Source organism: Mariniphaga anaerophila (assembly GCF_900129025.1).
Lineage (GTDB): Bacteria > Bacteroidota > Bacteroidia > Bacteroidales > Prolixibacteraceae > Mariniphaga > Mariniphaga anaerophila.
The window spans coordinates 750828-766498 of sequence record NZ_FQUM01000001.1; the positions used below are offsets into that span (position 1 = coordinate 750828).

General features: G+C 40.3%; 10 protein-coding genes. All 10 read right to left on the minus strand.

Features of this window, described 5'->3' with window-relative positions; genetic code table 11:
• Positions 1-67 precede the first annotated feature (67 nt).
• Entirely contained in the window at positions 68-2407 is a 2340-nt protein-coding gene (locus BUB08_RS03035) for a GH92 family glycosyl hydrolase (protein WP_072998737.1), read from the minus strand.
• Positions 2408-2555: 148 nt separating this feature from the next.
• Positions 2556-3893 (minus strand): glucuronyl esterase domain-containing protein, encoded by a 1338-nt coding sequence (locus BUB08_RS03040; RefSeq protein ID WP_072998738.1) that lies wholly within the window; start codon positions 3891-3893, stop codon positions 2556-2558.
• Between the two features lie 6 nt (positions 3894-3899).
• Positions 3900-5144 carry a glucuronyl esterase domain-containing protein gene (locus BUB08_RS03045; RefSeq protein ID WP_072998740.1) on the minus strand — a complete coding sequence of 415 codons (1245 nt, stop codon included), beginning with the start codon at positions 5142-5144 and terminating at the stop codon, positions 3900-3902.
• 17 nt (positions 5145-5161) lie between these two features.
• Positions 5162-6985: a hypothetical protein gene (locus BUB08_RS03050; protein WP_083570538.1), complete on the minus strand. Its 1824-nt coding sequence runs from the start codon at positions 6983-6985 to the stop codon at positions 5162-5164.
• 60 nt (positions 6986-7045) lie between these two features.
• Positions 7046-8392 carry a glucuronyl esterase domain-containing protein gene (locus BUB08_RS03055; protein ID WP_072998742.1) on the minus strand — a complete coding sequence of 449 codons (1347 nt, stop codon included), beginning with the start codon at positions 8390-8392 and terminating at the stop codon, positions 7046-7048.
• 3 nt (positions 8393-8395) lie between these two features.
• Positions 8396-9643: a glucuronyl esterase domain-containing protein gene (locus BUB08_RS03060; protein WP_072998744.1), complete on the minus strand. Its 1248-nt coding sequence runs from the start codon at positions 9641-9643 to the stop codon at positions 8396-8398.
• Positions 9644-9663: 20 nt separating this feature from the next.
• Positions 9664-10020 (minus strand): Gfo/Idh/MocA family oxidoreductase, encoded by a 357-nt coding sequence (locus BUB08_RS03065; protein ID WP_072998745.1) that lies wholly within the window; start codon positions 10018-10020, stop codon positions 9664-9666.
• A 451-nt stretch (positions 10021-10471) separates the two neighbouring features.
• Positions 10472-10750 carry a hypothetical protein gene (locus BUB08_RS03070; protein ID WP_139249595.1) on the minus strand — a complete coding sequence of 93 codons (279 nt, stop codon included), beginning with the start codon at positions 10748-10750 and terminating at the stop codon, positions 10472-10474.
• Entirely contained in the window at positions 10740-12119 is a 1380-nt protein-coding gene (locus BUB08_RS03075) for a Gfo/Idh/MocA family protein (protein ID WP_072998750.1), read from the minus strand. The genes BUB08_RS03070 and BUB08_RS03075 overlap by 11 nt, the downstream gene beginning before the upstream one ends.
• A gap of 255 nt (positions 12120-12374) precedes the next feature.
• Positions 12375-15641: a beta-galactosidase, LacZ type gene (locus tag BUB08_RS03085; RefSeq protein WP_072998753.1), complete on the minus strand. Its 3267-nt coding sequence runs from the start codon at positions 15639-15641 to the stop codon at positions 12375-12377.
• Positions 15642-15671 lie beyond the last annotated feature (30 nt).

The following is a 15671-nucleotide window of genomic DNA, read 5'->3' on the forward strand; positions in this document are numbered from 1 at the left end:
TAAATGCATACAAAAAGAGTTTGCCCCAAGCAATGGAGCAAGTTCTTTCAATTTTAACAATAAAATTCTATTTTAATTCTTTATTGGGTTCTGGTCCCATTTCCAATACCATCTCTCCACCTGAAATAATTTCATCGTGAAGCAGGTACATTCTGCCCAGCGACTTTCCGTTTAGTTTTACCGACTGTACATAAATGTTCTCTTTACTGTTGTTATTGGCTGTAATCTTAAAAGTCTTTCCTGAATAATAATTATCGCTTAAAGAAATAGTAATTTCATTAAAAATTGGGCTTCCAATTTGGTACTTAGGGTTTTCACTTGCTCCTGCATCCAATTGGAAAAGACCGATTTTCATAAGAACCGAAAGCGACCCCATTAAGCCCTGATCTTCGTCTCCATTAAAACCAACATAAGGAGAAACGCCGGTATAAACCGAGTCGATTACAGCACGACTCCATTTTTGAGTTAACCAGGCTGCACCAATATCGTTAAAGATATATGCACATTGCATAGATGGTTGATTTCCGTAGTTGATAGATATATTTCGTGCGCGTTTTCTGTTTTCGTCAGAGTGTTTTTTACCAGCTGTAAAGCCCAGTTTTTGAGCTTGCGCAAATTCGTTATTAAGTTTGCTGGCCATTGCAGCTTTACTTCCCATTAATTCTGCCAAACCTGCATAGTCTTGTGGAATATACCAGGTCATTTGCGCTGCATTAGATTCTACAAATCCATCGTTTTGGTATTCATAAGGATCATAAGGTGTACGCCAGTTTCCTTCATTATCTTTTGGCCGGATAAAACCATAACTGGTATCAAATAAGTTTTTCCAATTGGAAGAACGTTTTAGAAAATAATTGTAATCATCGGTTTTGCCAAGGCTTTTGGCCAATTGGGCCAAGGTCCAGTCTTGGAAAGAATATTCCATGGTCATACCAGCACCATCTTTGTGATAAGCTTCTGCTCTTGGAGCGTGAGGATGCGGCACATAACCCAGTTCAATATATTTATCAATTCCACCACCTTCTGAAGTCCGGTGTTCATATCCTGCTTTTCCCATAATTCCACCAACCATGTGGTTTTTCTTTAAGCCTTCGTAAGCTAAATCAATATCGAAATCCTGAATTCCTTTCATCCACGTACTTACAACAAATGGTGTTGAAGATGCTCCAACCATAACGTATGTGTAGTTTCCACCAGATGGGCCACGAGGAATTAATCCGCCATCGTTGTAATAATTCAGCATTGAGTTACAGAAATCGGATGCTACTTGCGGATAGGCCAGTGGCCAAAGTGTTGCAATAGTCCATTGCGCTCCCCACATTGCATCAAAGTTATGATGGTTGAATTTAGGTTTTCCATTTTTATCCAATGGAATTTGTTTGACTTTACGCCCATCACCGGTCATATCGCAATAGGTTCCGCTTGCATCACTAATAATTCTGCGGCCCTGAAGTCCATGCCAAAGATCTGTGTAAAAACGAACACGATCGTTTTTTGAAGCCCCTTTTACCTGAATTTTGCTTAACCAGTTGTTCCAGTCTTCCTTAGAATCGGCAGCCACTTTATCAAAATCCCAGTGATTTAATTCTACTTTTATGTTGTTTTTAGCCTCCTCCGCACTGCAGTACGAAATACCTACTTTCATTAACAGCGGCTTTTCCTGCTTATCTTTAAAAACAAGCATTGCGCCTGCATCCATTCCTTCTACACCTTTACTTTTTTCTGAAATTTCATTTTCTTGCCAGGTAACCAATTCTTGTGTTGGTTCACTTAATTCGATGTAAAAGAAAACCGGTGTTTCTTTTGGGCGGCGACGAGTTGGCGCATTGGTTACATAACCAGTAAATTCACGCGAATTTACTTTTTCAATTTTGCCATCCACAATCTTACACGGGCCATTTGGGCCATTTAACTTGACAAGAATTGACTTTTGCTCAGCTTTGCTAAAAGAGTATTTATGAAAGCCCACCCTGGTTGTAGAAGTTAACTCGGCAGTAATTCCAAAACGGTCGAGTATAAATTTATGATAGCCGGGTGCCACCACTTCTGTTTCGTGCGAAAAAGGCGAATAATAATCGTCTTTTAAATCTTTGGCCTCCCCGTTTACCGGCATTACTGATAATGCTGAAAGCTGCCAGGCATGCACATGACTAATACCTTTTACTTCGTGCGTGTCATAGCGGTAGCCACTTCCCCAGGCACCTCCTATTTCGTTATCAGGACTAAGGTTTACCATTCCAAACGGACGACAAGCCGATGAGAAAAAGAACCAGCGCGAGTTGGCTGCATCTAAGTGTGGATAAACTAAGTCCACCGGTTTTTCCTGTGCCTGTACTTTAAAACCAGACAAGGTACTAATTGCAACTAAAAGTACAATTGTAAGTTTATTAAGAAATGATTTTTTCATTTGAAAAGTTGGTTTAAGTAACGCGTTGTGCGGTTTGATTTATTATTAATCTCATTTATATCTATAAATAAAAAAGTTATGCATAAATATGATATTCAATATCTGCCCCAGTTTTTCAATTTTACCGGCTACATGCCCAACACAATAATCATAAACGAGTTTTTTTTGTGGAGAACTCAATTAGTTTACCATCGGGATAAAATATTTCGTGGGTCGAACGGGGTTTTATTTTTAAGAAATGGTACTCTATAAACTTCATGTATTTCTCCCAGTCCATAGCGCTAATTCCATGGTAATCGGTTCTTAAGTTATACCCTATCGAACTTTCCATTATTACTTCACTCACAGCAGGTTGTGTGTCCGATTCAAAAGCAACCTTTTTACCGTACATTTCATAAACTGGTATTGAATGATAAGCAGCCAGCCAGGCTCCTTTTGTATCTGCCCATAAATCGTATTGCCCGCTTGTAATAAAAATGGGGCGTGGTGCAACGCAAGCCATCATCATATGCTGGTCAACCGGAAGTTCATCTACACGTCCTTTATACTTTTGTGCGTTAGGAGCAAGCCACCTGGGCAGCCATTCACACATGTTTTCAAGGGTTTCGCCAAACTCCCGTTTCCACAAAGCATCGCCTGCATGACCGGCAGTACAAGAGAGAACCATACCCACTCGTTGGTCTTTTGCAGCGGCCCACATACCAGCTTTCCCAACCACCGATGCACCCAAAAGTGCTACCTGCCGGGGATGAAAACTTTTATCGGTCTCCAGGTAATCTAAAACAGTGCTAAAACCATAAGCCCATATCGACATCATTCCCCACTCATCGTCATTAATATTCGTTTGTCCCGGATGATAAAAAAGGTCTGCCAAAGCACCATGAAGCACCTTGTCCTGTTTTGTATCCCACTCGAAAAGCGCTCCTACATCTGTACCCACTAGTCCTATGCCGCGTAACATCATCTGTTTTATTGGCGGGTTGCCCCAAACCTTAAGCGAATGAGAATGAGGGTGCGAAACAACAAAGTTTCCCTCTTCTACTGCACCTCCGCTAAGTGTATACATAATAGAAGGTACTGGTTTTTTAATATGATTTGGTACAAAAGTTACAATATGCATATCCCACGAGCCCACACTGTTTGAGAATGTGATGTTAATCTGTCGGCGTGTACAAAGCCCATCCATATAGCTGGGATCTTCACTCACAATGGTATATGTAGTTTTTACAGGGTCGGGAGGAACAGGAACTTTCCCATAAATATTCTCCTCAAAGAATTTTACTATTTCGGGTCTGCGAAATTTTTCCCATTGTTTTAGTGATGTAATTTTTTTTCCGTTAAAGGTGGTTAATAAATCGGGCAAGGTATATTCAGGTACGTCACTTTCGTTCTGAATAGCTCCAAAAAATTTCCTGTCTTGTGTAAATACTGTTGTTGAAAAAAGTACTCCACATATGGTAATTATGGCAAATATCGTGTTCTTCATTGTCTTTTACTTTTTAAAATGAAATTCCATAAAATTGAGATACCTGTCCCAGTCTTCCTGAATAATTCCAGGTCCGGCTGAACGAATTGCATAAGAGAGGTGAATCCCCTCAACTGGTTCGTTTATTCTCGGACGTTGTTTGGCTGATTGTCCTTTTAGCCCATATAACTCATATACCGGGGTAGCATGATAAGTTGAAAGGTACTCTCCCATAGGGTCGCTCCAATTATTGGTTATACTACTGGTAACGTATAAAGGGCGCGGGGCAATACATGCCAAAAGCATGTGCTGGTCGATAGGTAAATCAGCTTCGTTACCTACATATTTTTGTGCGTTTTCGCATAACCAGCGTGGAGAACCCTGGGTCATATATTTTAGGTTTTCGCCATAATTTCTGCGCCAGAGTGCTGCGCCTGCAGCTCCTGAACATTGCGATAGTGCCATGGCAAAACGTTGGTCCTGGGCTGCTGCCCACAAAACGCTCTGTCCGAATTTGGCAGAACCAAGCAAGGCAACTTTTTTTGAGTCTATATCTTTGTCAGTTTCCAAATAATCCAATGCCCTTGAAGCCTGCCAGGCAATAGCTCCCAATACACCCCATTCGTCGGCACGGGGCATGCTCTGCTTGCCTTTATAAAAAAGCTTGTGTATTGTTTCACCACCAAACCTGATTTCGTCTTTTATTATTTCGCCGCCCTGAATAAATGCCAGTGCAAAACCACGGTCGAGGAAATGTGTTAATGGCATTCCATTCCTTAATTGTCCTAATCCTTGAATATTATTAGCATTCAGATTTCCTTCGGCGCTGATTGCTGCTACCCGAAGCATGGCAGGTACGGGTCCATTTACGTTATTGGGAACATAAACTACCATGTGCATTTTCGCCGTGCCCCGGTTGTTACGAAACTTAATAAGTAAGTGTTTTCGTGTACATCTGCCCTGAATAAATTCGGGCTCAACACTCAACTCTTCATACTCTACTTCTACCTCTTGCTCGGGTATTGGAGTTCCACCATATAAAGTACCGGCAAACATTGCCATAATCTGTGGTCTCCGAACTTTCTCCCACTCTTCAACCGAGTTTACTGCTTTTCCATCGATGCTTATCATTGGGTCAGGGAGCTCGTAAAAGGGCACCTGCGCTTCGTTGTAAATAACGTTATTGTCCCACTTCAAATTCTGCCCACAGAGCTGGGTTATCTGAACAAACAAAATGCCTGTTAAAAGGAAAATATTACTAATTGTCTTCATGTTAATTATTTGATGTCTTATTCAACTTTTTTATAAGGAAATTTCTTAAAATCAGCATATTGATACCCTTCTGTAATTGGTTTGAATATTTGTTCCTGTACATATTTAACATCCTTTTTCCATTTAAAATGCCCGTTTATGTCGTTATGCTGATAGGCAAGGATTTCCTCGCAGGTTTTTTCCATTTTCTCTAACGAGGACTGAATCAGCTTATTAACATCGTCGTTGTGCGGATTGGTAAGGTAGTAACGAAACCCAAAATAAGCAGCGAAAGTACATTCGTATAATTTAGCCGTAAGCAAGGTTCGTTCGTAGAGGTACAATAACTCGTTATAGTTTTCAGTTGAATCAATTACTTTGCCAGCTTCCCTTACTTTTTCCAGCGCCCACGCAGCTTTCGACTCGCAAAAACGTTTTTCAGTTACGATGTACTCCAGGTATTCTGTGTTTATTTTCTCTCCCGGCGTAACCCATCCGTTTTCAATCACATAGTTTAATCTTTGCTCAATTTGTGACCAATGTGTATTTCCATTCTCATCAATGAATTGCCCGACCTTAAATCTTGGTGGAGTTAAATGCTCAATTACATCGCTCCAAAAATGGAATGTTTTATTCACATTATGCCCGATTTTAATTGTTGGCGGGTCAATCCAAACACCGCTTACATGCCCCGAATATGAGTTTTGATTTTCCAGTTGCATACAGCTATGTTTGCCAATTTGAATCCCAAGCGTATAAAACATCGAAGCGATAATCTCATCCGATTCAAGAAAAACGTCCTTCAACAAGGGAACAGCTTTTTGCCCATATCTCTTTTCAATAAACTCCTCTACAATAACATCGGCAGTAAGTGTGGTGTCTTCGGCTATTCGCTTTAGAGCGTACATATTAACTTCGGTTGCCCTGCCTACATTTTGCGTAGAACCAAATCGGTCGGTACGTGCAACGTATCCCATAACATTGGGGTGGCGGGCAAAATATTTCCAGCGTTCGATGGTTGTTTCGGGCAGAATACTGGCTACCACTCCTTGTCCATTATATTCATGTCCCAAGTCGAACTCAATCAGCATTTCTTTATCAAATTTATATATGAAATCGGATACCGGGTGAGGAAGAAAAAAATCGTGTGGTACTTCTTTTGTCATCACCTTTACATCAGGGTGCTTAACAAGGTTTACACAGCCAATCATAAATCCCAAAGCTTTTGGTGCATGAGTAAATGTTCTGATGTATAATTCCAATCCTCTTTCATCAATAATTACACTTGCCACCGAATCTACCAGGCTTGCCAGTTTCTCCGATTCTGTTTTCAGTACTTCCGAAAACTGTTCCTCCACTTGTGCACCGGTTTCTACGAAGGTTAGTACAATGCCGCTAATACCCGGCACAGAATCGAGCATTGAGCGATAGTCATCTTTAATCCATTTCCAAAACCCGGGATTGTCGAGATTTATTAAACCATCTTTATTCTTGAACTTATCTGGATAATAATCGAGGCTATACAAAGCGTGGTCCCATATAAAAACATTATTGATTCCCAATTCATGGGCATCCTTAATCAGCTTTCTGGTATTCATCAGTTTTCTGGGGTTCTCCCTAACGTCTTTAAGGTCCATCATTAAATCGTGCGAGAGCTGCAAATGGTTTATCTCATAATCGGGACAAGCGTCAATAGCTCTTGATGCCATTCCTATATTATTACTAAGGATATTCCATCCTCGAATATAATTCTCTGCCATATTTACCTTTTTATCAGCTGTGTTCTTGTTTTTATTCATTACTTGCCCACATGCGGTAAGTTGAATCAGGATTATTATGGCTATGGATAATTTAAATTTCATGTTATTACTATTTTTAGTTTTTAACGATATTCGATGGAACTTACCATCACTTTGTCTTCATTATTTTACGATATGTTTATCTGACAATTTATACGGATAATGGTCAAGCAGTTTGTTATCGGGGTAATAAATTTCGTGGGTACTACGTGGTTCAATTTTCATAAAATGGTATTCCATAAATTTCATATAGTTTTCCCAGTCTTCCCATTGTAAACCATGGAAAGCAGTTCTCATTTCATATCCAATTGCACTTTTCAGAATTGTTTTATTTACCTTAGGTTGTTCTTCAGATTTAAAGGCAACATTTTGTCCGTACATTTTATAAACCGGCATTGCGTGATATGCGCCCAGGTAGGCTCCTCTTCCATCAGCCCATAAATCGTATTGACCACTGCTAATAAATACAGGTCGTGGAGCAATACAAGCCAATAGCATGTGCTGGTCAACCGGCATTTCATTAATTTTCCCCTTATATTTTTGTGCATTGCGGGCAATCCATCGGGGCAACCATTCGCACATATTGTCAAGCGTTTCGCCAAACTGACGACGCCAGAGTGCATCTCCACCGTGCCCTGATGTAGCTGATAAAACCATGCCAAAACGTTGGTCGAGTGCAGCAGCCCACAGACTGGTTTTCCCAATTACGGAGCAGCCCAAAACCGCTACCTGCTTAGAATTAATATCATCATCGGTTTCGAGATAATCCATACCACAACTTAAGGAATAAGCCCATATCGACATAATTCCCCATTCGTCGTTTTTGGTATTGGTTTGCCCGGGCTGAAAGAAAAGGTCAACAATTTTGCCATCAAGTACTTCTGCATCCTTTTTGTTTCCATCTACCAGTCCTCCGGTATCTGAAGCAACTAAGGCTATCCCCCTAAGCATCATCTGCCTTATTGGTGCCCCCATGTTTAATTGTCCATACCTTTGAGGATTAGTAAGCTCAGGACCGTTGCCATCCACATTGGTATGTCCCATATATATTGCCGGAAATGGTCCTTTGAGATGGTTTGGTGTAAAAACCACCATATTCATTCTTACCGCACCTTTGCTATTCGAAAGCGTAACCATAACTCTTTTCTTGGTACACAAGCCTTCAAGAAAAGTTGTATCGACATTAAGCACCCGAAAGGTCTTTTTTATTGGCTCTGCAGGTGTGGGAATTTTTCCATAAATATTCTCCTCAAAGAACTTTATAAGCTCAGGTCTTCGGCGGTTTTCCCACGTTTTTACCGTTTTTATTTTCTTTCCACTAAAGGTAGTTAGTAAATCGGGTAATGTGTATTCCGGAACATCGCTTTCGTTTTGAATAGCTCCAATATATTTTTTTTCATCCTGAGAAAAAAGCTGGGTAGAAAATGCAATTCCACATACTACCAATAGTAATAATATTCGATTATTCATACTTTACTTTTTATTAAAATGAAACTTCATGAATTTAATATATCTGTCCCAGTCTTTATAAAAATAGCCATGCCCTCCTGAACGGATAACATACGATAGTGCTCTGTCTTCGGCAGGTTCGTTAATCCGAGGGCGCTCTTTGGTTGGCTGACCTTTTAATCCATACAATTCATACACAGGTGTAGCATGATGGCTTGAAAGATATTCTCCCATTGGGTCTGCCCAATTATCGCTTAGTCCGCTTGTTACATACACAGGACGTGGGGCTATACAAGCCAATAGCATGTGTTGGTCAACCGGTAAATCGCCTTCGTTACCAATATATTTTCGTGCATTACCGCACAACCAATGTGGAAAGCGAAACATATATTTCAGGTTTTCGCCAAACGACCTGCGCCAAAGTGCTGCACCGGCACAACCTGAGTTTTGTGAAAGAGCCATTGCAAAACGGGTATCTTGTGCGGCAGCCCATAAAGCGCATTTACCTAATTTTGAAAATCCCAGAAGGGCTACTTTTGAATGGTCGACATCATTATCTGTTTCTAAATAATCCATTGCCCGTGAGGCTTGCCAGGCAATACCTCCAATTACACCCCATTCGTCTGCTCTTGGCAGGCTTTGGTTTCCTTTATAAAAAAGCTTATGGATAGTGTTGCCACCAAAACTATTACCATCGCGAACAGCTTCTCCGCCATTTATATAAGCAACTCCAAAGCCTTGATTTAAAAAATGAATTAGCGGAATTCCATTGCGCAGCCTACCATAACTCTGAATATTATCGGTTTCGATGCTTCCTCTATCTGCACCAGAAAAAGAAATTTGCAGCAATACAGGAACCGGTCCATTTACATGGTTAGGTAAATACACAACCATGTGCATTCCAACGCTTCCGCGGTGATTACTAAAATTAAAAAGCAATCGTTTTCTGGTGCATTTACCATCAAGAAATTTTTCGTCGGTATCCAAAAGTTCAAATTCTTGTTCAATTTCCTTTTCGGGTTGCGGCACCTTCCCGTAAATGGTGCTTGCAAACATTCCCATTATCTGTGGTCGGCGTATTTGCTCCCAGTCATCTACGGTTGCTACTCTTTTCCCTTCAACGGTTACCAATGGGTCTGGTAATTCATAAAATGGAACCTGCTTTTCGTTATAAATTACATTGTTTTCCCATTCCTTATCCTGTGCTACACTATTGGATTGAGCCAGAATAGAAATTATACTGAGAATAAATATTTGTCTAATTATTTGCATTTATATTGTTTTTATAAAGTTTACTCGTTAAAGGAATAATCCGGTTTCTCTTTTTCCAGCAGCTCCCGGTAATCATTGTATATTCTGCAATCGTTATTCTCCTGTTTATCATCTGCCATTTTTTTAACCTTTTGGGCATTGTTTACATCCACATCGCAGGCAGCAATGAATTGTATGGGTGTTTTATGATGAAAGAACCAGTGTAAGTCTGACCTTCCTTGTTCGCCACAGCCAACAAGTACCATATTTAACCTGTCGCTTGGAGCAACAAAACCGTCTTTACCCAATGCCGAAGCACTTACAATTGTTGGTAAAAGAACTGTTCCGAGGGAAGCCCCACCAATGTGTTTTATAAATTTTCTTCTACTTGTATTCATTTTATATCCATTCAAATATGAATCAGATTTTAATCTATCTCTTTTGCGTTTTTTTTTATTTAAAGTCTCTCAGTCGTAACAGTAACTTTTTCTCCAAGATTTACGCTTGTAATTACAAAACTTGCCAGGCCGGAGACTTGGCTTCCTCGAAAGGAATATTGGAATAATCCGTGTAGCTCGTGCAAGAAAAAAAGCTAAAACTTAGTAGCAATCCCATTAAAATTATCATTGATTTTAAGTTTTTCATAAAAGAGTAAGTTTATTCTTAATTAATTGCAGCTCCTGACTGGACAGTTTAATGATAACAGAATGAATCCTGGTCGAAGAGAAATTATTTTAATACTATTGTTTTTAATTTGCTCACAATTCTTTCAATTATCATTGCTATATATAATTTAATAACCATTCCGGGTTCAGATACATCATACTCATTAAAGGGTTTACATACTTCTCATGCAACGCTTCCCGGTATTGTAATGCTCTCTAATTTCAGTTCTACTTTTGAAGTGATATTCACAACTGTTTTCTCTGCCAGGCCTTGTGCCCACACTTCAGTATCCTTCCCTATATTGTTTTCATTTAGAGTAAGCTTTTTGAAATGTGTGAATAGCCCAACCAGTGCTGTTAATTCTGTTAAATCTACCTGAATTTCAACGTCGGGGTTAATAATAAACTTATCACCGCAAAAACACTTTGAATCAAGTACCATTTCTACCTTCTTACAATTCATCTACTAATTCTTTGTATATCTTATCCCAGGGCTCACGCTTAGGTCTGTCCAGCAATGTATTGGCCAGTTCATTATTTACCACGCGTTCAGTTTTTGGATCCCATTCCAAATCCTGTTGAAGCTGCATGGCCATATTGCCCAAATGTGCAATTGTTATTGAACGATGCCCTCCTTCAGCAGGTGCTACTGGTTCTTTTCCAGAAATCACACAATCAATAAAATTCCTAAAATGATCATCACTTTTATACAAATGAGAATCATTATCGTTTAATTTAATGTCTTTCAAATTGTCTGACAGCTTATGTGAACCACGGTCTGCCTGTGCCCAGGAATTATCCTCTCCTTTAAAGAGAATACCCCCATGGCCAGCATTGGTGGAGAGTATCATTTTAAAACCTTCCGCAAACTCTGCTTCAACGTGGTACTCTATGGCTGTATTCCATACCGGATGATCTGCCCACTTATAATTACTCGCCTTAACTTTAACCGGACCAGTTTTATCAGTTCCCATAATCCACATACCAATATCAGGATGATGACCTCCCCAGTCGGTAAGTTGGCCACCGGAATAATCCAGTGTCCACCTGAAGTTCACTCCTGTTCTACATGGAACATAAGGAGCTTCCGGTGCGGGCCCCAACCAAAGATCGTAATTGAATCCCTTCGGGATAGGTACAGGATTGGTCATTTTTTTGTTTTTTCCATAATCAGGAACACCTCCGGGGAGGGCGCATGAAACAGTATGGATTTTCCCTAGTTTACCATTTCGCACAAGATCTCCAACAATCCGGAAATTCTTATCAGAACGTTGCTGACTACCCGTTTGAAAAACTGTATTGTATTTTTTTACGGCATTGCTTATTGCCCTTCCTTCCGAAATAGTTAAAGCCAAAGGTTTCTGACAATAAATTGCCTTTCCTGACTTGGCTGCCATAAGCGAAGGTATAGCGTGCCAATGATCGGGAAGCGCAATTTCAACAGCATCAACATCCTCCATCTCAATAACATCCCTGAAATCTTCCTTCAACCGTAAACCTTTAAAAGGTTTATTATTTTTTTCTGAGTAGAACTTTTTTATTCTGGCTTCAACAAGATCGCGTCCGCCAACACTTCCGGCCCAATAGCCTTTACTTCTCTTGTTTACATCACATAAAGCCACAACCTGAATCCTTTCGTCTTTTACAAAATTCATGATGTCACCACCTCCCTGATTTCCGCAACCTATCAAGGCAAAACGTACTTTGTCAGAAGGTGCAACTTTACCATTCCCTCCTCTTACACAGGCAGGTATAATAGTTGGTATAGCGATAATCCCCGATGTTGCAACAATACAATTTTTAACAAAATTTCTTCTATCTATATTTTTCATACTTCATCGTTATATATTAAATTAAATTACCATTCCGGGTTCAGATGCATCATACTCATTAAAGGGTTTACATATTTCTCTTGCAACGCTTCCTGGTATTGTAATGCTCCCTAATTTCAGTTCTACTTTTGAAGTGATATTCAGAACTTTTTTCTCTGCCAGGTCTTGTGCTCTTAAAAAATTTCCCTGTAGAATTATCACTATTAGAAGGATGTAACTTAGGGAACGACTTTGATTTAATTGTTTCATACCTATCTAAAGCTCTTTTATTTTAAGGTTTTTAATATGCACTTCGCTATCGTGGTCTTGCAGAAAGAGATGACCGTTTTTATAAATATCCAGCACATCATCAGCACTGCTAATTGCTTTTATACGGTAAGAATATTTGTATTCTTTTTCTGTTAAGCGGTATTTATCGTGGGTTACACCTCCCCAGCTATCGTCGCCACCTACACCCATTTGCATATAGTCGATATTTACAGTAGTAAGCTCGCGTGGCTTAACATCGGTTGTATGCCGGTTTATCACATCAATTCCGGGAACCTGTCTACCATCGGTACGTTCCAAACTCTCAAAATCTTCCATGATATTATGGTGCGCACTCACCTCCGACAAAGGCATTCCGCTAAAAAACAGCCCGTTTCCTTCTTTATCGGTTATTGTTAGCCATCTTACATCGGTTTTGTTCCCATTCTCTTGCGGACGGAGATATGCCCAATACTGCCCGGCAACACTACCACTGTACAGGCCAACAAATGCACTGGTTTTCCTGTCGTTGTACGATTCGTGTGGCCCCCGGCCAAACCATGTCATTTGGTCGAACTTACGTGGCATAACCAGGTTCATACCCATGCGCACTATTTCAGGAAGTTTGTCCCCGGTCATTTTAAAACCGTTTTCAACCAATACATCCCCAGAACCATATATGGTATAGGTTGATTTATAATCGGCGATTTTTGTTCCTTCCGCATCAACTAAGTCGAATAGCAAGGTGATTTTCGCTGTCCCCTTATTAATTTTTTGTACTGAAACCGTTGAAACTTTACGGTTTTCGCCTGCTTTGCGCCACACTCGGCTTCGATTATGCAAATCGTTTCCAAAGTCGTTATCGATTGGGGCACGCCAGAAATTTGGTACAGGACCACTGATTAGCATTTCTGTTTCTCCTTTTTTAAAGCTGGACATCTCGCCACTTTTTTTATTAAATGCCAAAGAAAAACCTTCACCTAAAATAGCTATCGTTTTATCATTTTCTGAAAGTTTAATTTCAGGTAAGTTTGCTTTTGAACGTTTTGTTTTCGCTGCTTTAAATGGTAAACGGAATTGTTCTTCGGCCAACGTCCATCCGGCTTCTACAAGGTTTAGGTCTTCTTTCAATACAGCTTTTAGGGTTAAGAAATACTCTACACCAGCCTCTGGTTGATAGCTAAAATCAATGTCAAAATTCTTCGTTTCACCCGGAGCAAGGTCGGTTTTCTTAAGTTGACCTTTGTCGATAGTTTTTCCATCACCTGTGACTTCCCAGATAAAGTTAAAGACAGAGGTATTTAAAAACGCGTACTTATTTTTGATTGAAATAAGCCCTTTGCTTAAATCCACAGCCTTGAAACCTATGTGCTGGTATACTTTTTTAACTTCCAGCAAATGTGGTTTTACCGCACGATCAGGGTTTACCAAACCGTTGTTACAGAAATTACCATCCGAAGGAACGGTATCCGGACCAAAATCGCCACCATAAGCCCAAAATTCTTCTCCTGCCTCGTTGGTTGTTAGCAAGCCCTGGTCAACCCAGTCCCAGATAAATCCACCTTGCATGATATCATACTTTTCAATCACATCCCAATAGTCTTGGAAATTTCCAACACTATTTCCCATGGCATGTGCATACTCGCACTGAATAAGTGGTTGAACCGGGGTTTCTTCTGCAAATTTTATCATTTGGGGAATTCGCCAGTACATCGGGCATTTGATATCTGAATTTTCAGCAGATTCTGCCTGTTCGAACTGAACTAAACGCGAAGGGTCTTTTTCTTTCAGCATCTTGTACCCGTCAAAAAACACCTTACCGTTTCCACACTCATTTCCCATTGACCATGCTATAATACTTGGCTGGTTTTTATCGCGTTGCAATACGTTATTGATACGGTACAGGTGCGCATCGGCCCATTCAGGCAAATAAGCCACATGTTTGCTTTTATCAAAGTCGCCTTGGTGTACTGCCCCAAAACCATGCGATTCAATATTCGCTTCATCAACAAGGTATAAACCATACTTGTTACACAGTTCGTACCACTCGGCAGGTTGCGGGTAATGCGATGTACGAACGGCATTAATATTATGCTCTTTCATGGTTTTTATATCCTTCATCATGGTTTCCCTGTCCATCACATGCCCGTTAACATCGTGGTGTTCGTGTAAATTAACACCTTTTACATACACATATTTGCCATTCACACGCAGCGTGGCATCAATAATTTCAATGCGACGGAAACCAACATCCTGCTTAATTACCTCCAGAATTTCGTTACCATTTTTCAGTGTGATGATTAGTTCGTACAGGTTTGGTACTTCTGCCGACCATTGTTTTACGTTTGGAATTTCAGCGTCGAAACTAAGTGTTTTGTCGTTGCTTGTTTTAGAATATTTCTTAGTAACTTTTCCATTGTCTGAAAGCACTGCTTCAACAGTTAAACTGCCTTGGTTTACTACTTCCACATCCAAAGAGAAAAGTCCGTTTTTGTATGATTCATCGAGGTTTGAGCCTACCTGGAAATCTTTTAAAGCTTGTTTGCCCCGGGCTTGCAGGTACACATCGCGGGTAATACCACTTAAGCGCCAAAAGTCCTGGTCTTCAAGATAAGAAGCATCGCTCCAGCGGAAAACCTCTACGGCCAAAGTATTTGAACCTTCAACCAAATATTTTGTGATATTAAATTCAGCAGGCGTTTTGCTGTCTTCGCTGTAACCCACAAACTGCTCGTTTACCCAAAGGTTCATGCTCGAGCTTACGGCACCAAAATGAAGAATCACATCACTACCATTCCACTCTTGCGGCACTTCGAAAGTGCGTTTGTAAGAGCCTACAGGGTTGTAGTGTTCCTGGATTAAGGGAGGGGTTTTGGCATGGGGATATTTTACATTGGTATAAATTGGGTAATCGAACCCAACAACTTCCCAGTTGGCAGGCACAGCAATTTCGTCCCAGTCGCGTGTGTCAAAATCGTCCTGAAAAAACCAGAACGGGCGTTCCGACGGGTTTTGTGACAGATGAAATTGCCAGGTTCCGTTTAAGGACTTTAACAAAGGTGACTGCCACTTATTCCCGGCACGAGCTTGCTCTGCTGATGTAAAAGGGATAAAATGTGCATGAGGAGCTTCTTTGTTTATTGCAAATACCGTAGGATCTTCCCACGGTTTCGGATTGGGTTCAGTGAAAGGGACATCTTTGTACTTCTTGTACTGTTTACACGACGATAGTGCAATGATTGCAATTAGGGCTAGTAATAGGGTATAAGTTTTCATTTTGTTTATTTTGACAGGTAGATTACCGGA

What these genes read in the sequence shown, in the direction of transcription:
- BUB08_RS03035 (WP_072998737.1), bottom strand. Translation starts at nt 2,407, where the DNA reads ATGAAAAAATCATTTCTTAATAAACTTACAATTGTACTTTTAGTTGCA.
- BUB08_RS03040 (WP_072998738.1), bottom strand. Translation starts at nt 3,893, where the DNA reads ATGAAGAACACGATATTTGCCATAATTACCATATGTGGAGTACTTTTT.
- BUB08_RS03045 (WP_072998740.1), bottom strand. Translation starts at nt 5,144, where the DNA reads ATGAAGACAATTAGTAATATTTTCCTTTTAACAGGCATTTTGTTTGTT.
- BUB08_RS03050 (WP_083570538.1), bottom strand. Translation starts at nt 6,985, where the DNA reads ATGAAATTTAAATTATCCATAGCCATAATAATCCTGATTCAACTTACC.
- BUB08_RS03055 (WP_072998742.1), bottom strand. Translation starts at nt 8,392, where the DNA reads ATGAATAATCGAATATTATTACTATTGGTAGTATGTGGAATTGCATTT.
- BUB08_RS03060 (WP_072998744.1), bottom strand. Translation starts at nt 9,643, where the DNA reads ATGCAAATAATTAGACAAATATTTATTCTCAGTATAATTTCTATTCTG.
- BUB08_RS03065 (WP_072998745.1), bottom strand. Translation starts at nt 10,020, where the DNA reads ATGAATACAAGTAGAAGAAAATTTATAAAACACATTGGTGGGGCTTCC.
- BUB08_RS03070 (WP_139249595.1), bottom strand. Translation starts at nt 10,750, where the DNA reads ATGAATTGTAAGAAGGTAGAAATGGTACTTGATTCAAAGTGTTTTTGC.
- BUB08_RS03075 (WP_072998750.1), bottom strand. Translation starts at nt 12,119, where the DNA reads ATGAAAAATATAGATAGAAGAAATTTTGTTAAAAATTGTATTGTTGCA.
- BUB08_RS03085 (WP_072998753.1), bottom strand. Translation starts at nt 15,641, where the DNA reads ATGAAAACTTATACCCTATTACTAGCCCTAATTGCAATCATTGCACTA.